This window comes from Streptococcus oralis ATCC 49296, from assembly GCF_000185265.1.
Taxonomy (GTDB): Bacteria; Bacillota; Bacilli; order Lactobacillales; family Streptococcaceae; genus Streptococcus; species Streptococcus oralis_BC.
This window is the reverse complement of sequence record NZ_GL622183.1, coordinates 1,890,394-1,911,302: the sequence shown is the minus strand read 5'-3', so window position 1 is coordinate 1,911,302 and position 20,909 is coordinate 1,890,394. Positions and strand designations below refer to the sequence as shown.

Here is a 20,909-nt window from a genome sequence, read left to right as displayed (position 1 = left end):
TTGTTTGTGCATTCAAGACCTGATAAGATAAGGATTTTGAAAGCGTAAATGAACTGAAAAGATTAGCAGTTTTTTGTGGCTATTATTTATAGCAAATAAATTGAATAATCTAGTAAATTTCGGTAGAATAGAGGGGATTCAAATCATGATAAAGGAAAGATTAGGAATGAAAAGAAGTTATTTAGGAGAAAAGCACCAACGTTTTTCATTGAGAAAAGTTTCGGTTGGTTTAGTTTCTGCTCTGGTAGGGGTTTTCTACCTTTTTAGTGGAGGAGGTTCTCTTGTAAGTGTAGCGGCTAGTGAACAGACGCCATCCGTCACAAAACAGGTTCACTATAAGTACGTGACAGAGAGTGAGCTCACGGACCAAGAGAAGCAATTGGTAGTCAAAGAGTTGCCACAGTTTGCTGAGGAAACAGATGATACATACTATTTGATTTATCGTCCGACGAGACAGTTGCCTGCAACTGGTCACAGCCAACTCATTAGCTCAATTGCAGCAGGGGCAGGTATTGTACTACTGGTCGTAGCGATTAAACTGGGCAGAGATGATCGCAAAAAGCTAGCTTCATTTATGCTTTTAACCAGTCTAGGAAGTCAGCTGATCGCGCCAACTTCCTTGGCTTTGACAAATCAAATGCTGGCAGACTATAATCAGGAATTGACTGTACAGGTCGGGGAAGCATTACAATCCCCACTTACGATTGAAGGTTACCAATATGTAGGCTATTTGAAGTCTCAAAAAGCAGTAAACTCTCCAGTTGATGGCAAGAAAGAGTTGAATCATTCGACTCCTATTGATACTCCAGTTCAAACTTCAAACGGAAGTCAAGCGCAGGAAGAGTATCGTTTTCAGAAACCAAGTGATGCTCCTGTATTTGAACAACCAGAGTTAAAGGTTGAAAGTAAAGATACGAGTCGTACAGAGATTATTCCTTTCCAAGTAGAGGAAGAAGAGGCAGCTGATTTGCCACAAGGTCAAACTGAGGTGATTCAGGCAGGGAAAAATGGTAGTCGTACCATTGTGACCCGCAGCTACATTTTAAATGGTCAGGTGATCCATACAGAGGAGGTTTCCAATCAGGTAACGACTGAGCCGACTTCTGAGATTAGAAAAGTCGGAAGCAAGGTCCTTTCTCCTACAAAACCAAGCCCAGAGGAGTCCGTTAGTGAAAAACCAACAGACGCTCCAATAAATGAAGTTCCAAGCTTAAACGTTGAAGAAAAAGATGTTACCACGACGGTAGCAGAACCCTACACTCGAGAACGAGTAGAGAGTGATAGCTTGCCAGTTGGCCAGACAAAGATAACCCAAGCTGGTCAAGATGGCGTGCGTACGATCGTCACCCGTCAGTACATGGTAGATGGGAAAGTAGAGAGAAGTCAGGAACTCTCGAACGAAGTGACAACTCCAGCAGTATCAGAAATCGTAACAGTTGGAACAGGCCCTGTTAGTGAAAAACCAACAGACGCTCCAATAAATGAAGTTCCAAGCTTAAACGTTGAAGAAAAGGATGTTACTACGACGATAGCAGAACCCTACACTCGAGAACGAGTAGAGAGTGATAGCTTGCCATTTGGCCAGACCAAGATAACCCAAGCTGGTCAAGATGGTGTCCGTACGATCGTCACCCGTCAGTACATAGTAGATGGCAAAGTAGAGAGAAGCCAGGAAATCTCCAACGAAGTGACGACTCCAGCGGTCTCGGAGATCGTAACGGTCGGAACAGCTCCTGTTAGCGAGAAACCAACAGACGCTCCTGTAAATGAAGTTCCAAGCTTAAACGTTGAAGAAAAGGACGTTACCACAACAGTGGCCGAATCCTATCCAACTAAGGAAGTGGAAAGTGCAGACCTGCCTTTGGGACAAAGGGAAGTTAGCCAAGCTGGTCAAGATGGCGTGCGTACGATTGTGACTCGTCAGTATTTAGTAGATGGAAAAGTCGAAAATACAGAGGAAATCTCTAACACTATCACAAAAGAAGCAGTTCCTCAGATTATCAAAGTCGGTACAAAACCAATTTCTACAAATGCGGATCACGCTCCTGTGGAACCAGAAAAAGGAACTCTCGACCTTGAACCCTTGCACCAATTAGTGGAAGAGGCCGATAGCATCCAGAAAACGCATCAGTATTTCAATGATACCACTGCAGATCAAGAGTCTTATAAACAGGCAGTCGCAAATGCCCAAGCTCTCTTTGAGGCATCTCATGCCAGTCAAGAACAGGTTGATTCCTTGAAAAAGGCCCTTGAAACTGCTAAGAATAATCTAGACGGTCAACCTGTTGATAAGAAAACTCTTGGAGTTGAATTTGACATGAAGGATGTGACTCAGTCTACAGTTGCTTACCAGTATGCTGATGAACAAGCCAAACTCCGCTATCGTCGTGCTCTAGATCAGGCCAAGCTCGTTTTGGACAATCCTTTGGCCAATCAAGCCTTGGTCGATCAAGTTCGGACGGATCTCGAGGCAGCTCGTCAAGCTCTGGATGGTGTCAAGAGAAAACCAACCCTCTCTCTAGTCCGTGTCGAGAAGGAAGAAGATCAACGCCAAGTTTCTCTTAGCTATCACTTGACGGATGCTACAGCTAGCTATCAATCCGCCAAAGTGCAGCTTTACAAGGGTCAAACGTTGATCAAGGAAGTCGACCTTGTGGATCTTTCTAAACAACTAACACTTGATGATTTGGATTACTATACTCCTTATACCCTCAAAACCGTCATGAAATATGACCTAGGTCAAGGGGAACAAACGAGTATAGAGGATCAACGTCCAGTTCAGCTAGATTATAAGAAGGTTGAAATCAAAGATATCGACCGCATCGAACTGTACGGAAAAGACGGCAGTCACTACCGACGTTACCTATCCTTGTCAGAAGTGCCATCTGATTTGAACAACTACTATGTCCGCATTCAGTCAGACAAGTTCAAGGATATGCTCTTACCTGTTTCTAAGATTACAGATAAGGGCAATGCCTATTCCGTAACGGTATCAGCTAATCAGCTCGTCGAGGGAGAAGGGGATCATTATCGTCCAGATTACTCTTTTGAATTGCCAAAAACGCCTCTTAGTCAAGAAGGTGTCTATACGTCCTTCAAAGCGCTCATAGAGGCCATGAAGTCAAACCCGACTGGAAACTTCAAACTAGGAGCGGATGTTTCAGCAGATGAGGTTGAGTTAGAACATTCTGCGACAAGCTATGTTCCAGAAGAATTTTCAGGTAGCCTAACTAGCCGAGTGGATGGCAAAGATTATACCATCTACAACTTGGCAAAACCACTCTTTGCAACCTTGAAAAATGCCACCATCCAGCAACTGACCTTGAAATCGGCTGCAGTTACAGGCAAGGATTCTATAGGGGCCTTGGCTAGCAACGCTCAGAATGCAACGATTACGGATGTTTCTGTAAGTGGTAGTCTATCTGGGAACAAGCATATCGGTGGACTCGTAGGAGTTGCCCAAAACACAAAACTAACCAATGTTACCTTTAAAGGGTCCATCACCAGCACCCAAGATGGGGGGCAGGAGTACAATATTGGTGGCCTGGTCGGTAATTTCCACGGCAACCAATCACTGGCGCAGAAGAGTCAGGCGGATGTATCTATCCAAGTAACGGGTCGAAATGGAGACCAGCGTGTTGGAGGCTTGATTGGTCGCTTGCAAAATGGAGCTAGATTAGAAACTTCTTATGTGACTGGTTCTATCCAAAATGCAGGCCATTCTGGCCAAGTCGGTGGAGCGATCGGGTCTACTTGGAACAATGGACAGGTCCGAAATATCTTGACCAGTGTCAAGGTTCAAAATGGTCATGCGATGACAGGAGATCCCTATCCTGAGGCTTCTGTTCGGGACTCTTATGTTCTTGAAGGAACTACAGCAAATCGAAAAGATGAACGTTTTGTCCGTTCTATTTCAGAGGCCGATGCGCAAGCCAAACGTCAGTCCTTTGGAATCACTTCAAACTTGACGGACCAGGAGCCATTGCAGCAAGCTTACCAGCATCAAACAGACTATAGTCGAGTGAGGGGAGCCCAAGAGTCCAGAAAGCAAGCCTACGAAAATGTAGAAAAACTATTACCATTCTACAACAAAGACTTCATCGTTCATACAGCCAACCAATTAGCTGAAGATGATAAACTCAACAAAGTAGCCCTGCTAGATGTGGTTCCGATGAAAGATGAGACACTGATAACAGATGTCAACAGCTATAAGGGTGAAATCAATAGACTGATGCTGCATTATGCAGATAAGACGATTGCTTATCTTGATCTGGCCTACAAGGGAGATTTTGCCAATGGCCAGATTGCTGAATATAGCATCGCTGATAAGAATTTGCTCTATACGCCAGAAGCCTTCCTATCTGACTACCAGTCCATTAAAGCGAGTGTCTTGGAAGAACTCAAAGCTGTGACCTATGACTCAACTGCAGTGCGTAAAGTATTAGGGATTGGTGAAACAGCTTCCTTAGATGATCTTTATCTAGAAAAAGCCTTTGAACAAACCAAGGCTGAACTAGGTCAGGAGCTCCTCAAGGTACTTTCAGTTGACAAGTCGATTAACACCCTAGGCCCTGCCGTAGCTGATGCGATTAGCCAAAAGATTCTGAAGAACAAAGAGGCCTTCCTGCTTGGTCTGACCTATCTCAATCGTTGGTACAATGTCAACTATGGAACGTTCAACACCAAGGACCTTAATGCCTATAAGTTTGATTTCTTTGGTAATCAAGCAGCTTCGACACTGGATACTATCATTGCTCTCGGGAACTCTGGAATGGGCAATCTTCGAGCGCAAAACAACTTCAATGCTTACCGACAATTCCTAGCCAAGGAAAAAGGCAAAGGAGACCTCTTTGCTTACTTAGAAAGTCTGCGCGAACTCTTCTTACCAAACAAAACCAACAGTGAGTGGTTCAAGGAAAATACCAAGGCTTATATCGTAGAAGCTCGTTCAAGTCTGCCAGAAATTCAGGCTAAACAGGACAATGCAGATCGTAAGAGTAAGTATACAATCAAGGTCTACGACAGACTGACTCAGGGAGATTGGGGCTTCAAGCAAATGGTTCTCCAGCTTCTGACCTTACCTGAAAGAGATGTCTATATCATCAGCAATATGTCGACCATTGCCTTTGGTAGCTTTGGAGGCTACAGGAAAGAAGGTGGCAGAGTTCTCTCAGGAGAGGAACTCCATCGACACGTTGAAAAACTTGTGGATCAATCAGCTGAATGGCAACGAAACCACTATGACATGTGGTACAACATTCTAAGTCCAAACAGGAAAGACACTCTATTCAGACGGGTGATTGTTACAGACGGTTTCTTTCTTTATAATGATAAAGGCCAGCAATATTGGGCTCCGCGTAATGATAAGACCTCTGTTGCTATGTACAATTTCTTTGGTCCTGCTGGCAAGTATCACGGAGACAATGGACTAGGAGCCTTTGCCAATGGTTATGAAGTCTTCTACGTCTATGACCAGATGCTGGGAGCTTCTGGAACCATGGTCTATACCCATGAAATGACCCACAACTCGGATGGTTCTATCTATTTTGAAGGACATGGTCGTCGTGAGGGTGAAGGACCTGAGAGCTTTGCTACAGGGATGTTAGAGTCTGTAACCAATGTTAGCGAAAAAGGTCTCGTACTTAATAGCTTCTATCAAGGAGATAAAGATTCGACCACACGTTACCATACCTATGATCCTGTTGCACGATTCTCCTCAGCAGATGCTCTTCGAGACTACATGCATGGAGTCTTTGACGTACTGAACCTTCTGGATTATGTTGAAGGGGATGTTGTTACTGGTGTTCTAACTGATCAACAGAAAATGAAATGGTACCGTAAGGCTGAAAATTATAACTTTGAAAAAACTTCTTATGGTAAACAAGCCCACGCTGATGATCGAATTGTCCCTATAACTGCCGAAGAAGCAGCCAAACTAAAATCTGTCGATGCTCTGGTTGATCATAATATCATTGGTCGTCGCGATGGTTGGGATAGAGCTAGCTTTGGACGAAATGGCTACTATGTCATCAATATGTTTGCTTCCTTCTATGCAGCTCTGGACAATCCAACTGGTGCACCTGGTGGGCTTATGTTCCGCCGTAGAGCCTACGAATTGCTAGGAGACAAGGGCTACCAACAAGGATTTGTCCCATATGTATCTGGCCAATACGCTGGCCAAGCCCTCAAAGAAGGTGATAAGACCTACTCAACTTGGAACCGTGGAGATGTCGGAGTAGTTGGAGATGATCTGATCCTTAAAAATCTCTACGGTAGTCAGTATGAATCATGGAAGGATTTGAAGAAAGCTATGTTGAATGAGCGATACAACAAGGCTCAAAACTTCCTTCGCCCCATCACTATCGAGTTTGAAGCAGGAAAATTAGATAGCAAACGACAAATTACGATTTCTTCTTATGAGGAATTACAAGATTATATGTACTTAGCAGTACTAGCGGATGCCTCAGCTAAGAACATTGATCGTGCCTTATCAGACAGTTCCAAGAGTAGCGTCGCCCAACTCAAGTATCGTATTTTCAACGCTTATCTACGTGCCACAGATGATTTCAGACAGTCTATCTTTGAAAGATAAGCACGAAAAAAGAAGATCCAAGTGATCTTCTTTTTTTTTAGGTGAATGGCTTGCTTAGTACAAAAACGAATGAATTTACAAACAATCTGATACATGACCTATTTTTTACTCTAAATGTCTGTTTAGAAATTGGAAATCATTCACCATCTAGTATACTCGTTTTGAAATTTCTTTTGTTTTTCATGAAAATGTGATAAAATGATAGTTGTAAAAATTTTTTAAGGAGATTCGGATGAAAACAAAAGCACTTGCTCGCGTAAATGCGATTTTTGGTCTTATTTCAGGTATCGTCTTACTGTTGGCACCTCTTGTTATGTTTATGATAGCTGTTGGGGCTGCTGCGGCGACGGAGGACTCGGATGCAACAGTTGGTATATTGACGATTTTTTCAATCATTTTGGCATTGGTAAAAATTGCTGTCTTGGTTTTAGGAATTGTGTCTATTGTCTATTACAAGGACGATGAACGTGTGACCCCTGCACCGTCTGTTTTGTTTATCGTAGGTGGTTCTGTTGGATTGATCCCATTCTTGGGATGGGTAGGAGGAATTCTGACAATCATTGGTGGATCCCTCTATTTTGGACTTTTGAAAAAGTTCGAGATTCAAGAATAATGACTTTTTGTTAGGAATATTTTTAAAGAAGAGAAGGCGCTTAGCCTTCTTTTTTGTCATCAACGACAGATAAATTTTACAGGATAAATAAGCTTTGACATTCGTGAAATCTAAAGCATTTATTTGAGACAAGGAAGTATTTTTATAGTATAATGGTGGATGTGAAATACCTATATCAAAATATAATGCTAGTTATTTTCTTGATAGAAGGTAAAAGTTGAGAGGATTTAGAATGAAAAAGTTTTTTGGAGAGAAGCAGCATCGTTTCTCCTTACGAAAATTAGCAATTGGACTTGTGTCAGCTTCGATTTCAAGCCTATTTTTTGTGTCCATTGCGAGTAGTGGGACCGTATTTGCTCAAGAAAATGTAGCTGTTCACTACAAATATGTGACGGATACGGAGCTGAGTGGGCAAGAAAAAGACTTGATTGTCAAGGATATTCCTAAAATTGCGGAAGATAGTGAGAGCACTTACTATCTAGTCTACCGTATGGATGAGAAAGCCCAGCTAGGTCAGTTGCCCAATACAGGTGGGCAGAATAGCCTTATTAGCGTTTTAACAGGTGGAGCCCTAGCTTCGATTGGTCTCCTTATTTTTATTGTATCCAAAAAGAAAGGCAAAAAGGAAGCTCTCTTGAAAGTTGTCTTGATAACAGGGATGGGCAGTGGTTTGGCTTCTTCAGTTCAGGCTATCGAAAATCAACTTTTACTCCAGTATAATCAGGAATACCAATTATCCCAAGGAGATAGTCTGCCTTTGCCACGTGCCTTATCAGGTTATACCTACCTAGGCTATATTAAGCAAGACAAAGAGATTAATCAGCAAGAAACTGCTGCTAGGGATCAGAAACTAGACTACACGGTTCAACCTCATTTCCAAGCCAACGAAGGTGGACAAAAGGCAGGAGATGAGCAGAAAGCTCCGTCTCCTATAATCCCTTCTCAAGATTCATCCAATCCAAAACCGTCTGGCCTTGCTAGTGTGGATCCTCAGGATGAAGTCTTGGCTGGTCGCGTCAATAAACCAGAGCTCCTATACAAGGACCAAGAAATTGTAACTAAACTAGATGTTTCAGAAGTGGTTCAGGAAAATCCAGAACTAGCAGAGGGAACCATTCGTGTCAAACAAGAAGGGCGTGCTGGGAAGAAGATTGAACTTGTTCGCATTTTCACGGTTGAAAACCAAGAAATTTCTAGGGAAGTTCTCTCAACTAAAGTAGAAGAAGCCTTGCCACGTATAGTAGAGAAAGGGACTAAGAAGGCAGTTGCTCCGAGTGAAGCACCTCAGTCTGCAAAAAAAGGAGAGCCTGAGATGCAGGCTCCAATACCAGAATATACAGGCGAGCAAGCGGGAGCGGTTGTAGCCCCAGAGACAGCTGAAAAACCAGAATATACAGGCACCCAAGCAGGAGCAGTCGTTGAACCCGAGCAAGTCGCTCCATTGCCTGAGTATCAGGGAACTCAAGCTGGTGCCATCGTTGAGCCGGAAAAAGTTGAGCCAGAGGTTGGGGGCGTCCAGTCAGGGGCTTTGGTGGAACCAGAAACGACTGACAAACCTGCCTATACAGGCGAGCAGTCTGGAGCAATCGTAGAACCTGAAGAGGTGCCACCAACACCTGAGTATAGGGGAACTCAAGCAGGAGCGATTGTAGCCCCAGAGACAAGCGAAAAACCAGAATATACAGGTGAGCAATCTGGTGCAATAGTAGCCCCAGAGACAACTGAAACACCAGCCTATACAGGCACTCAAGCAGGAGCCATTGTGGAACCGGAACAAGTCGCTCCTCTTCCAGAATATACTGGCAATACCGAGCAAGTAAAACCGGAAGCTCCGACAGAAAAACCAAAAGAAAAAGATCCAGAAAAAACACTTGAATTAAGAAATGTTTCGGATCTGGAGTTGTATAGTCAGACTAATGGTACTTACAAACAACACGTTTCTTTAGACGGTGTCCCAAGTAATCCAGACACTTACTTTGTCAAGGTTAAATCCTCGTCATTTAAAGATGTCTATCTACCAGTCGCTTCAATAACGGCAGAAACGAAAAATGGGCAGCCAGTTTATAAAATCACAGCCAAGGCTGAGAAACTCCAGCAAGAGCTAGAAAATAAGTATGTCGATAATTTCACCTTCTACCTAGCTAAGAAGGCTAGAGAGGAAACGACAACCTTTACTTCCTTTAGCAACCTGGTCAAAGCTATCAACAAGAATCTCTCTGGAACCTATCATTTAGCAGCTAGTTTGAATGCCAACGAAGTGGAACTGGGACCTGATGAAATATCTTACATCAAGGGCGCCTTTACTGGTCAGTTGATTGGTGAAAAAGATGGCAAGCAGTATGCTATTTACAACTTGAAAAAGCCTCTGTTCGAAACCTTGAGCGGCGCTAGAGTAGAAAAATTGAGTCTGAAAAATGTCTCCATTTCAGGGAAAGATGATATTGGTTCACTGGCCTATGAAGCCCAGAATAACACAAAGATTCAGCAAGTTCACGTCGATGGTGTTCTCGCTGGTGAACGTGGTATCGGTGGTTTGCTAGCTAAGGCGGATCAATCAGCTATCACAGAGAGCAGTTTCAAGGGGAGAATTGTCAATACCTATGAAACGACTGCTGCTTACAATATCGGTGGTCTGGTCGGTCATTTGACAGGAAGTAGAGCTTTGCTTACGAAGTCAAAAGCGACAGTAGCCATTTCATCCAACACAAATAGTTCAGATCAGACTGTGGGTGGTCTTGCAGGTCTAGTAGATCAGGATGCACAAATCCAAGATAGCTATGCTGAAGGCGATATTAACAATGCCAAGCACTTTGGTAGAGTAGCGGGAGTAGCAGGCTATTTGTGGGACCGAACTTCTAATCTAGAAAAGCATGCTGGAAGATTGACCAATGTTCTCAGTGATGTCAATGTAACCAACGGGAATGCCATTACCGGTTACCATTATAATGGAATGAAGGTGAAGGACACATTCAGCAGCAAGGCAAACAGAGTCTACAATGTCACCTTAGTCAAGGATGAGGTCGTCAGCAAGGAATCCTTTGAAGAAAGAGGAACAATGCTAGATGCTTCCCAAATCGAAAGCAAAAAAGTAGCCATCAATCCTCTTACTCTACCAACAGTGGAGCCTCTCTCAACAAGTGGCAAAAAAGACAGTGACTTTTCTAAGGTGGCTCATTATCAAGCTAAGCGCGCTTTGGCTTATAAAAATATTGAAAAATTGCTACCTTTCTACAACAAAGCAACCATCGTCAAATATGGAAACTTGGTCAATGAGAACAGTCTGTTATATCAAAAAGAACTCTTGTCAGCAGTCATGATGAAGGATAACCAAGTCATCACAGACATTGTTTCAAACAAACAGACTGCAAACAAACTTTTGCTGCACTACAAGGATCATTCATCTGAAAAGCTCAATCTCAAGTACCAGGCTGATTTTGCCAAATTAGCAGAATATAGTCTAGGAGATACGGGTCTTCTCTATACGCCAAACCAATTCTTGTATGACCAAAGCTCTATCATCAAGCAAGTCTTACCTGACTTACAAAATGTTGATTACCACTCAGAAGGCATTAGAAAGACGCTCGGTATTTCTCCAAACGTCAAGCAGACTGAGCTCTATCTAGAAGACCAGTTCGCCAAAACAAAACAACATCTGGAAGACAGTTTGAAGAAACTCTTGTCAGCAGATGCCGGACTGGCTGGTGACAACCCAGTTACCATAGGCTATCTTGTAGATAAAATCAAGCGCAACAAAGAAGCCTTGCTACTTGGTTTGACATATCTGGAGCGTTGGTACAACTTCAGCTATGGTCAGGTGAATATTAAAGACTTGGTCTTGTACCACCTGGACTTCTTTGGTAAGGGAATTGCTTTACCACTAGATGCCCTGATTGAGTTAGGTAAATCTGGTTTTAACAATCTTCTAGCTAAGAATAATGTCGATACTTATGGTATCAGTCTTGCCAGTCAACATGGAACGACAGATTTGTTTAGCACTTTAGAACATTACCGAAAAGTCTTTCTACCAGAGAAAAGCAACAATGACTGGTTTAAATCAGAGACTAAGGCTTACATCGTCGAAGAAAAATCTAATATTGAAGAAGTCAGAACTAAGCAGGGACAAGCTGGTACCAAGTATTCTATCGGTGTTTATGATCGCATCACGAGTGCCACATGGAAATACCGCAATATGGTCTTGCCTCTCTTAACCTTGCCAGAGAAATCAGTTTTTGTCATCTCGACCATGTCTAGTCTAGGATTTGGAGCCTATGATCGCTACCGCAATAGTGACCATAAAGCGGGCAAGGCTCTCAATGATTTTGTTGAAGAAAATGCGCGTGAAACAGCCAAACGCCAGCGAGATCACTACGATTATTGGTATCGCATTTTAGATGAACAATCACGTGAAAAACTCTATCGTACTATCTTGCTTTATGATGCTTATAAGTTTGGTGATGACACAACATCTGGAAAAGCTACAGTGGAGGCTAAGTTTGATAGTTCCAATCCAGCTATGAAAAACTTCTTTGGACCAGTTGGCAATAAGGTAGTACACAACCAGCATGGAGCCTACGCTACAGGTGATGGCGTCTACTATATGTCTTACCGTATGCTGGACAAGGATGGAGCCATTACTTATACCCATGAGATGACCCATGATTCGGATCAGGATATTTACCTTGGCGGCTATGGTCGAAGAAGCGGCTTGGGACCAGAGTTCTTTGCAAAAGGCTTATTGCAAGCCCCTGACCAACCAAGTGACGCAACCATTACCATTAACTCCATCTTGAAACACTCAAAATCAGATAGTACAGAGGACTCCCGTCTGCAAGTCTTGGATCCGACAGAGAGATTCCAAAACGCTACAGATCTTCAGAACTATGTTCACAATATGTTTGACCTTATCTACATGCTGGAATATCTCGAAGGGCAGTCAATCGTTAACAAACTAAATGTTTACCAGAAAATGGCGGCTCTCAGAAAAATTGAGAACAAGTATGTGAAAGATCCAGCAGATGGAAATGAGGTTTACGCCACTAATGTAGTCAAAGAATTGACAGAAGAAGAGGCCCGAAACCTGAATAGTTTTGATAGTTTGATTGACCATAACATCTTGTCAGCTCGTGAGTACCAGTTTGGCGACTATGAACGAAATGGTTACTATACGATTAAACTCTTTGCCCCAATCTTTTCAGCTCTCAGCAGTGAGAAAGGCACGCCAGGGGACCTTATGGGGCGTAGGATTGCTTACGAACTTTTGGCTGCCAAAGGCTTTAAGGATGGAATGGTACCTTATATCTCCAACCAATACGAAGAAGCTGCCAAACAAAAAGGTAAAACCATCAATCTTTATGGTAAAACACGAGGATTGGTGACAGATGATCTTGTATTGGACAAGGTGTTTGAAGGCAAGTATGCATCTTGGGCTGCCTTTAAGAAAGCCATGTATAAAGAACGTGTGGATCAGTTTAAAAACTTGAAACAAGTGACCTTTAAAGATCCGACAAAACCATGGCCAAGCTATGGGACCAAGACCATCAATCAAGTGAGTGAATTGCAAGCCCTCATGGATCAAGCTGTTCTCAAGGATGCTGTAAGTCCTCGTTGGAGCAACTATAATCCAGAGTATGATAGTGCCGTTCATAAGTTGAAGAGAGCAATCTTTAAAGCTTATCTTGACCAAACAAACGACTTCAGAACCTCTATTTTTAAGAAATAAGGGTTGGAAAATGAAAAGGGAGGATCGACAGATCTTCTCTTTTTATGTTCGGATGTCTGAAAGCAGGTAGGCGATTTGTTTGTGACGGAGAAGGTCTTTTGTTTCTGGAGCAAATATGGTAGAATGATAGCTACGAGAGAAGGAGGTTTTTATGGAGAGAGATAGATTGGTTCGACTCAATTGGAGACTGGGCATGCTGGCAGGTATAACCTTGCTTTTGGGACCTGTCCTACGATTTTTGCTATCCTATACTGGGGCTCTCATCTATAAAGATCCTTCAAAGATACTGGTCGTCACGGTTGCCTTTTCTTTGCTCCTGACATTTTTTAAGATTTTGATGATTGCATTAGGGACCTTTATGTTAATCTATTTCGAAGAGGATCAACAACTTCGAATGCTGCCTTCTATTTTATTTATCATTGGTGGCGTGCTGGGCTTTCTTTCAGCGACCGAGTGGATAGGAGGATTTCTAATCATTAAAGGCGCTGTTTCTTTTTCTAAATTTTTGAAAGAGGTCCGTGGCCTTGTCTGATAGTCTAGTGAAACAATCCGTTTGAGGGTTGTTTTTTATTTAAAGAATTATCTGGCGAAAGAATATGTTAGCAAAATGCTTTTCTTATAAGAAAACATGATGTAATACAACTTGAAAAAATAAAAAGGGAATATTATGAAATAATCTTTCATTACATCGTATTTAACATTCTATTTAAAAGCTTCCATTGCTTTAGAGGGAGTCTTTATAAAAACTTCTAGCCCTAATACTATTTTAAAAGTTATTCCACTGGGTTCTCAAAATAAAACAATTCCTATTGATCATGTTGCAAGTGTAGATAGTTCATTTCGCCTTGATTTCAAATCATTTGCTTGGGGTATCATTTTCGCTCTTATTGGCCTTTCAATGATGCAAAATTCATTTATCGGAGGATTGATATTAGCGGCTTATGGTGTATTAACAGTGCTAAGTGCTTTTCAAACTCTACTAGTTTTGCATCTTACTTCTGGTGGAACACATGTTGTCAGTGTGGTAGTATTTGAAAAAGCTAATCTTGAAAATTGCAAAGAAACAATTGAAGGTCTAATTCATAATCGTTACAATGATACTAATGTAACTAAGAATACTGATCGTATAATTGATGCTTTAAATAACAAATAATTGCAATCGTTTCTTGATTGAATATCGCGAATTAATAATAACTAGATGAGAGGACACTGTTCTCTCTTTTTAGTTGATTTTAACTAGCTTTTTTGTGAAAAATTGTGTAAAATAGAATAGATAAACGAGGGAAACCTCGAAAAATAAAAGGAGAATCCATCTAATGGTAAAATTGGTTTTTGCTCGCCACGGTGAGTCTGAATGGAACAAAGCTAACCTTTTCACTGGTTGGGCTGATGTTGATTTGTCTGATAAAGGAACACAACAAGCGATTGACGCTGGTAAATTGATCAAAGAAGCTGGTATCGAATTTGACCAAGCTTACACTTCAGTATTGAAACGTGCGATCAAAACTACAAACTTGGCTCTTGAAGCTTCTGACCAATTGTGGGTTCCAGTTGAAAAATCATGGCGCTTGAACGAACGTCACTACGGTGGTTTGACTGGTAAAAACAAGGCTGAAGCAGCTGAACAATTTGGTGATGAGCAAGTTCACATCTGGCGTCGTTCATACGATGTATTGCCTCCAAACATGGATCGTGATGATGAGCATTCAGCACACACTGACCGTCGTTACGCTTCACTTGACGACTCAGTTATCCCAGATGCTGAAAACTTGAAAGTGACTTTGGAACGTGCCCTTCCATTCTGGGAAGACAAAATCGCTCCAGCACTTAAAGATGGTAAAAACGTATTCGTAGGAGCCCACGGTAACTCAATCCGTGCCCTTGTAAAACACATCAAACGCTTGTCAGATGACGAAATCATGGACGTGGAAATCCCTAACTTCCCACCATTGGTATTCGAATTCGACGAAAAATTGAACGTAGTTTCTGAATACTACCTTGGAAAATAATTTATAAACAGAAAGCCTAGGAATTCCTAGGTTTTTTTGTTTTTGCTTCTAGTTTCCAACTAGTTGAAAAAGCATTATAATGATAGTAAAGAGTGACTTAATTGTAAGAAAAGTGGATATGCTTGAAGCTCTGAAATCAGTAGAGTAATTCACGGTTTTAAACAGTAAATCAGTTGACAAAGTCCCTGCTTCTTGGTAGAATAAGAACTGTCGTAAAGACAAATAACTTCTTCTTGGTTGCAGGCATGCCAACCTGTCACTCGGATGAAGCCAAATAAAAAGGAGAAACATCATGGCAATCTCAAAAGAGAAAAAAAATGAAATCATCGCACAATATGCACGTCACGAAGGTGATACAGGTTCAGTAGAGGTTCAAGTTGCTGTCCTTACTTGGGAAATCAACCACCTTAACGAACACATCAAACAACACAAAAAAGACCACGCTACTTACCGTGGATTGATGAAGAAAATCGGTCGCCGTCGTAACTTGCTTGCATACTTGCGTAAAAACGACGTTAACCGTTACCGTGAGTTAATCAACTCTCTTGGACTTCGTCGCTAATCTTGCGTCTAAAACGTTTCTATACTTCGTTGGCTTCAGCTCGATGTACCATTAGTACAATCTTCGCCTCGTCGCCTAGTCTATAAACGTTTTATCCAGCAAGACTTGAGCTCTCTGATATTCAGAGAGCTTTTTTACTTTTGTCATCCTACCTCGATATACTAAAGTATTATCTTCGGTTACGGTTCCTAGCACTGTAAGGTAAAATAAACCAAATCATCTCCCTTCGGGGAGATTTTTTGTTTCACTAACATTTTTGTACAATCTTCGGCTTGCCGCCTAGTCTACAAACGTTTTATCCAGCAAGAATTATGATGCTAAGGGCGCCAAAAATCCGTATGAAAATAGGGAAAGGACACAGTGTTCGATGAACACAAGGAGTTTTATCTTTTTCACTAGGATTTTAGCCCGAGCTCAAATCAGCTCTCTGACTTCAGCGAGCTTTTTTATTGAGGTTTTATCGGTCATAATTTTGGAGACTACAAAAACAATGGAGCCGTTTGTGTTCTAGCTGTGACAGGTTTTATCGGTCACAATTTTGGAGACTACAAAAACACCGTATCAATGTTCATGGATTGGTTTAAAGTTTTATCGGTCACAATTTTGGAGACTACAAAAACGTTCGTCATCAAGCGCCAATAAGCGCTATTGTTTTATCGGTCACAATTTTGGAGACTACAAAAACTCATAAGCAAGGAGAAGACCAGCATTAGCAGTTTTATCGGTCACAATTTTGGAGACTACAAAAACCTCAAATGGTATCAGCTAATGACACCATGAAGGTGCGCAGTTACTCGGCTTTTCAAGCCGAGTAACTGTCTGCAAGCCCCCTCGGAGAGCCCACACTTTACGAAGTAAAGTATAGTATGTTATACTTTACATGGAAGTAGTCACCGAATTCCAGTTAGAAATTACTTTGTAACTACGTTTTGAGGAGGAGTAAAATGCTTTCCTACGTTCGACATTACCCACTAGCGATAGCTAAATTAATGTGTCTGTGCTCTCCTAAAATCTGCTGATTTATTACTGACTAATACAGGAGTTTTTTATGGGACAGACAATCATATCTGCTATTGGTGTTTATATTTCCACCAGTATCGATTATTTAATTATTTTAATTATTTTATTTGCACAGCTATCACAGAATAAACAGAAATGGCATATTTATACGGGGCAATATCTAGGAACAGGCTTACTTGTAGGGGCGAGTTTAGTTGCTGCTTATGTCGTTAATTTCGTGCCTGAAGAATGGATGGTTGGATTGCTTGGTTTAATCCCTATCTATTTAGGGATTCGCTTTGCAATTGTTGGAGAAGGTGAGGAAGAAGAGGAAGAAATTATTGAAAGATTAGAACAAAGCAAGGCAAATCAACTGTTTTGGACAGTTACATTGCTGACAATTGCGTCTGGCGGAGATAATTTAGGTATCTATATACCTTATTTTGCTTCGTTAGATTGGTCACAGACCCTCGTGGCGTTGCTTGTGTTTGTAATCGGCATAATTATCTTTTGCGAGATTAGTCGGATGTTATCCTCTATTCCGTTAATATTCGAGACAATTGAAAAATACGAGCGAATCATTGTGCCCATAGTATTCATTCTACTTGGACTATACATCATGTATGAAAATGGCACGATAGAGACTTTTCTGATCGTGTAGATTTTTTTGTTTCACTAGGATTTTAGCCCGGGTTCAAATCAGCTCTCTAATTTTAGAGGGCTTTTTATGTTGTCACTTTACCTCGATATACCCAAGTATAATCTTCGGTTACGATTATTAGCACTGTAAGACCAACTATATTTATTTTTCTCTTCTTGTTCCATTGTTGAAAATATGGTATACTTTTCATGAGAATTTTCTAAATTTTTAATTTTGTCTAAGGAGGTTTTCATGCTTTCCAAATTTTCTGGAAGCCGACAAGATTTGCAATTTGTGTTGTTTTTGGGTATTTTGCTAAGTGTTTTAGGAATTTCACTTTTTCTAGCTGTTTCTATGGGGTCCGTTGCGATTGATCTAGGAGATACCTATCGAATCATTTTGAGCAGGTTAGGATTTCCTCTTGAGATAGGAGAGGTTTCCAAGTCTACTCTTGCCATTGTATGGAATATGAGGTTCCCCCGAGTATTGTTAGGCTTGATAGTAGGGGCAGGTCTTTCTATGTGTGGTAGCGTGATGCAGTCCACAGTGAACAACCCCATTGCAGAGCCCTATGTCTTAGGTATCTCTGCGGGTGCAACTCTAGGGGCAACTTTGAGCATCATTCTCGGTTTAAAAGTGATGATTAGCCTTGGCGCTTTTCTTGGAGCTATTTTGGCAACCATTGCTGTCCTCATCATTGCCTCTATGCAGGGCAGGATGACGACTTCTAGTCTCATTTTATCAGGAACTGTGGTCAATGCTCTCTTTCTGGCATTTTCCAATTTTATTATCTCAGTCGGCGCTAATGCTGACAGTGTGATGACCATTAAGTTTTGGACCATGGGTTCGCTTGCCGGAACTAACTGGTCTGACTTAGTCTTGCCAACTATAGTAGTAGGATTGGCCTTTCTATTTTTCTCTACTCAGTATCGTGTTTTTAATGCGATGATGATGGGAGATGAGGCTGCTTTAACGTTGGGGATTCCCTTACGCTTTTATTGGTATCTTTATGTGACCATGGTGGCTGTGCTGACAGCAGTCTTAGTGGCAACTTGTGGGATTATTGGATTTGTTGGTCTGATTACTCCCCACTTAGCTCGAGGGTTAGTAGGAACGAATTACAGGAGACTTTTTCCCGTTGCGACCTTACTGGGTGCCCTCTTTGTTATTTGGGCAGATGTACTCTCTCGTGTCATCATTCCCAATGCTGAGCTTCCAATTGGTATTTTCACAGCCTTAGTAGGTGCTCCCTTCTTTATTTACATTGTTGGAGGTAGGCGAAGGGAGGTGAGGACCTGATATGGACTTGATTTGTCAGGATGTCCACTTTGGACTAGGAGAGAAAAAAATCCTCAAAGGAGTTTCTCTTAAAGTTGAGGGGCATCAATTTCATACGATACTAGGGCCAAATGGAAGTGGAAAAACCAGCCTGCTTAAACTCCTCTATCGTCAGGAAAGGGCGGACAAAGGCTTGATAAGCCTAGATGGAAAACCGCTGGAGCATTGGTCACTTAAAGAAACAGCCAAGCAAATGGCAGTTGTCACCCAGTTTAATCAATTGCAGTTTGATTGTACAGTTGAGGAAATCGTCTTGCTGGGAAGAACGCCCCATCTCTCTTTTTTACAGAAGGAAAAGGAAAGGGATTATGCCCTTGTTCAAGATGCTCTTGTCAAGGTAGATATGCTTGAGAAGAAAACTCGTCTCTATTCGTCTCTTTCAGGGGGAGAGAAACAACGAGTCTTATTAGCCCGCGCCTTGGCGCAAGAACCGACTCTCTTGCTCCTGGACGAACCAACCAATCACCTGGATATCAAGTATCAGCTAGACTTGTTAGCCATTGTGAAGAATCTCAAGGTCAATGTTCTAGCTGTCCTGCATGATATTCAACTTGCTTGTCGCTATTCGGATTACCTCTATCTGATGAAAGAGGGGGAAATCCTTTACCAAGGGACTCCAAAGGAGACCATCACCCCTGAGTCATTGCAAACTGTATATGGAGTTCAAAGTCAGGTTACTTGGACCGAGGATCAGCAAGCCATGATTCACTATTTATAAGAATGAAAAGGAAAACAAGATGAAAAAAACACTAAGCATTTTACTCGTAACAGTAGCTACCCTAACCATGGCAGCTTGTGGTAACACTACTACAGAAAAAGCTACCACGCAGTCTAGCACAGAAACAAGTCAAAAGGCCAGCACAGAGACGACTTATCCGTTAACGGTTAAAACCTATGATGTTAAGGGAAATGAAGTCGAACAAGTCTTTGACAAGGCACCTGAAAAAGTTATCACCAACAATCTTTCAACAACTGAAATCTTATTGGAGTTAGGCTTGAAGGATAAAATTGCTGGCATGCTCAACCCTGACAATGCTGTAACAGACAAATACAAGGACGCGATTGCGACCATTCCTCAAATCGGTGATAAAAAAACAGTCTCTCAAGAGACAGTCCTTTCTTATGAGCCAGATGCGGTGATGGGTCGAAACATGATGTTTTCAGAAAAATCCTTGGGAACAGTTAGCGCTTGGAATGAAAACAAAATCCCAGTCTATACGCAAAAAGCTTCTCTCTCAACGATTCAGCAAGATTTGGGAAATATCGTAGAAGATGTCAAAAATCTTGGAATGATTTTCAATGTTCAGGACAAGGCTAATGAATACGCAGCCCAATTACAAGCTAAAATTGACGCTGTTAAGAAAGCAAACCCGACAAGCCAAGGTGAAAAGAAAAAGGCTTTGATTATGGTTGCTTATAATGACGAAACCTTTGGTGCTTACAAGTCTGCTTTGCAAGAGAGCTTGTTAAATCAACTTGGTTATACCAACGTTGCAACGGGAACATCAGGCTTGACCTTGGAAAATCTCGTGTCAATGGATCCTGAGTTGATTATCTATGTAACCAGCGACCGCAATAAAAAATTGGATGCTAACGCAGTAGAGTTGATGAAGGCAAATGAAGTTTTGGAAAATGTTCCTGCTATTAAGAATCAAAAAATCATGACCATTTCTTACGATGAGTTAATGGACTATGGTCCAGCAGTGATTGATTCCCTTGAGAAAATCAATGACTTTATCAATAAATAATGAGTTTGACTGGGAAGGGATCCAAGTCAAGGTCAGCCTTCCTTCGACTTATGATCCCAACCAAACCTATCCAGCTGTTCTCTTGAATGATGGAAACTTGGATTTTCTATCTTCCCTTTCAGAATCTGTGATTTTAGTGGGCTTGACCTCTAAAAATCGCCTAGATGACTACACTCCATGGAAGGCATCTGCTCTGAGAGATGGGGCTCTGGATTTTGGGGGTCAGGCAAATGCCTATCATGATCATTTATTTGGTAGTCTTTTAGACAAGCTGCAGTCGCTTTATCGTCTGGACAAAAATCGCCTTGCTTATGGGGGTTACTCACTAGGTGGTTTGGCGGCTGTATACAGTCTTTTCCATTTTGATAAGGTCTCCTGTATCTTCTCTATCTGTGGTTCCTTTTGGTACCCTGATTTTACGACTTATTGCAGGGAAGAAAAGGTGAAAAATTTAGATTGTTTGCTGTATTTACAGAATGGCCAAACAGAAGGAGCCCATCATACCAATCGCTTGGGTCAAGCACCAGCCTATGCTGAGCAGATCCATACCAGTCTTCAGAAACGTTATCTGACTGGGCAGTTTGTTTTTGATCCTTATGGGCATCATGAGCAAGTGGCTGAGCGATTTCTAGCCTTTTCCAACTGGTTGTCCCAAAAATGGAAAATCGAATAAAAGAAATATCCCTTGG

12 protein-coding genes and 1 CRISPR repeat array are annotated in these 20,909 nt (G+C 41.7%); all 12 genes read left to right on the top strand.

Annotated elements, in window-relative coordinates; genetic code table 11:
- Window positions 1-145: 145 nt before the first annotated feature.
- Window positions 146-6,592 carry a ZmpA/ZmpB/ZmpC family metallo-endopeptidase gene (locus HMPREF8578_RS11375; RefSeq protein WP_025168848.1) on the top strand — a complete coding sequence of 2,149 codons (6,447 nt, stop codon included), beginning with the start codon at window positions 146-148 and terminating at the stop codon, window positions 6,590-6,592.
- Between the two features lie 232 nt (window positions 6,593-6,824).
- Window positions 6,825-7,205 carry a hypothetical protein gene (locus tag HMPREF8578_RS11370; protein ID WP_000849881.1) on the top strand — a complete coding sequence of 127 codons (381 nt, stop codon included), beginning with the start codon at window positions 6,825-6,827 and terminating at the stop codon, window positions 7,203-7,205.
- Window positions 7,206-7,437: 232 nt separating this feature from the next.
- Window positions 7,438-12,924 (top strand): ZmpA/ZmpB/ZmpC family metallo-endopeptidase, encoded by a 5,487-nt coding sequence (locus HMPREF8578_RS11365; RefSeq protein WP_000713079.1) that lies wholly within the window; start codon window positions 7,438-7,440, stop codon window positions 12,922-12,924.
- 151 nt (window positions 12,925-13,075) lie between these two features.
- Window positions 13,076-13,456, top strand: a complete 381-nt coding sequence (locus HMPREF8578_RS11360) for a hypothetical protein (protein WP_000439016.1) — start codon at window positions 13,076-13,078, stop codon at window positions 13,454-13,456.
- A gap of 366 nt (window positions 13,457-13,822) precedes the next feature.
- Window positions 13,823-14,077, top strand: a complete 255-nt coding sequence (locus HMPREF8578_RS11355) for a hypothetical protein (protein WP_002893408.1) — start codon at window positions 13,823-13,825, stop codon at window positions 14,075-14,077.
- A 163-nt stretch (window positions 14,078-14,240) separates the two neighbouring features.
- Window positions 14,241-14,933, top strand: coding sequence for a phosphoglycerate mutase (locus HMPREF8578_RS11350; protein ID WP_000240122.1), 693 nt, complete (start codon window positions 14,241-14,243; stop codon window positions 14,931-14,933).
- Between the two features lie 292 nt (window positions 14,934-15,225).
- The gene (rpsO, locus tag HMPREF8578_RS11345) at window positions 15,226-15,495 is read left to right on the top strand and encodes a 30S ribosomal protein S15 (protein ID WP_001018251.1); all 270 of its coding nucleotides are present in this window, start codon (window positions 15,226-15,228) and stop codon (window positions 15,493-15,495) included.
- Window positions 15,496-15,949: 454 nt separating this feature from the next.
- A CRISPR array of direct repeats spans window positions 15,950-16,245; the repeat unit is 35 nt; unit sequence GTTTTATCGGTCACAATTTTGGAGACTACAAAAAC.
- 298 nt (window positions 16,246-16,543) lie between these two features.
- Window positions 16,544-17,155 carry a CadD family cadmium resistance transporter gene (locus HMPREF8578_RS11340; RefSeq protein ID WP_000531733.1) on the top strand — a complete coding sequence of 204 codons (612 nt, stop codon included), beginning with the start codon at window positions 16,544-16,546 and terminating at the stop codon, window positions 17,153-17,155.
- A 231-nt stretch (window positions 17,156-17,386) separates the two neighbouring features.
- The gene (locus HMPREF8578_RS11335) at window positions 17,387-18,433 is read left to right on the top strand and encodes a FecCD family ABC transporter permease (protein ID WP_000949299.1); all 1,047 of its coding nucleotides are present in this window, start codon (window positions 17,387-17,389) and stop codon (window positions 18,431-18,433) included.
- Window position 18,434: 1 nt separating this feature from the next.
- Window positions 18,435-19,190, top strand: a complete 756-nt coding sequence (locus HMPREF8578_RS11330) for an ABC transporter ATP-binding protein (protein WP_000364126.1) — start codon at window positions 18,435-18,437, stop codon at window positions 19,188-19,190.
- A gap of 19 nt (window positions 19,191-19,209) precedes the next feature.
- On the top strand, window positions 19,210-20,220 hold the full coding sequence (locus HMPREF8578_RS11325; RefSeq protein WP_000753261.1) for an ABC transporter substrate-binding protein: 1,011 nt from the start codon (window positions 19,210-19,212) through the stop codon (window positions 20,218-20,220).
- Window positions 20,201-20,893 carry an alpha/beta hydrolase-fold protein gene (locus HMPREF8578_RS11320; RefSeq protein WP_000175783.1) on the top strand — a complete coding sequence of 231 codons (693 nt, stop codon included), beginning with the start codon at window positions 20,201-20,203 and terminating at the stop codon, window positions 20,891-20,893. Before HMPREF8578_RS11325 ends, HMPREF8578_RS11320 begins: the two co-directional genes overlap by 20 nt.
- The last annotated feature ends 16 nt before the right edge of the window (window positions 20,894-20,909 follow it).

What these genes read in the sequence shown, in the direction of transcription:
- HMPREF8578_RS11375 (WP_025168848.1), top strand. Translation starts at nt 146, where the DNA reads ATGATAAAGGAAAGATTAGGAATGAAAAGAAGTTATTTAGGAGAAAAG.
- HMPREF8578_RS11370 (WP_000849881.1), top strand. Translation starts at nt 6,825, where the DNA reads ATGAAAACAAAAGCACTTGCTCGCGTAAATGCGATTTTTGGTCTTATT.
- HMPREF8578_RS11365 (WP_000713079.1), top strand. Translation starts at nt 7,438, where the DNA reads ATGAAAAAGTTTTTTGGAGAGAAGCAGCATCGTTTCTCCTTACGAAAA.
- HMPREF8578_RS11360 (WP_000439016.1), top strand. Translation starts at nt 13,076, where the DNA reads ATGGAGAGAGATAGATTGGTTCGACTCAATTGGAGACTGGGCATGCTG.
- HMPREF8578_RS11355 (WP_002893408.1), top strand. Translation starts at nt 13,823, where the DNA reads ATGATGCAAAATTCATTTATCGGAGGATTGATATTAGCGGCTTATGGT.
- HMPREF8578_RS11350 (WP_000240122.1), top strand. Translation starts at nt 14,241, where the DNA reads ATGGTAAAATTGGTTTTTGCTCGCCACGGTGAGTCTGAATGGAACAAA.
- rpsO (WP_001018251.1), top strand. Translation starts at nt 15,226, where the DNA reads ATGGCAATCTCAAAAGAGAAAAAAAATGAAATCATCGCACAATATGCA.
- HMPREF8578_RS11340 (WP_000531733.1), top strand. Translation starts at nt 16,544, where the DNA reads ATGGGACAGACAATCATATCTGCTATTGGTGTTTATATTTCCACCAGT.
- HMPREF8578_RS11335 (WP_000949299.1), top strand. Translation starts at nt 17,387, where the DNA reads ATGCTTTCCAAATTTTCTGGAAGCCGACAAGATTTGCAATTTGTGTTG.
- HMPREF8578_RS11330 (WP_000364126.1), top strand. Translation starts at nt 18,435, where the DNA reads ATGGACTTGATTTGTCAGGATGTCCACTTTGGACTAGGAGAGAAAAAA.
- HMPREF8578_RS11325 (WP_000753261.1), top strand. Translation starts at nt 19,210, where the DNA reads ATGAAAAAAACACTAAGCATTTTACTCGTAACAGTAGCTACCCTAACC.
- HMPREF8578_RS11320 (WP_000175783.1), top strand. Translation starts at nt 20,201, where the DNA reads ATGACTTTATCAATAAATAATGAGTTTGACTGGGAAGGGATCCAAGTC.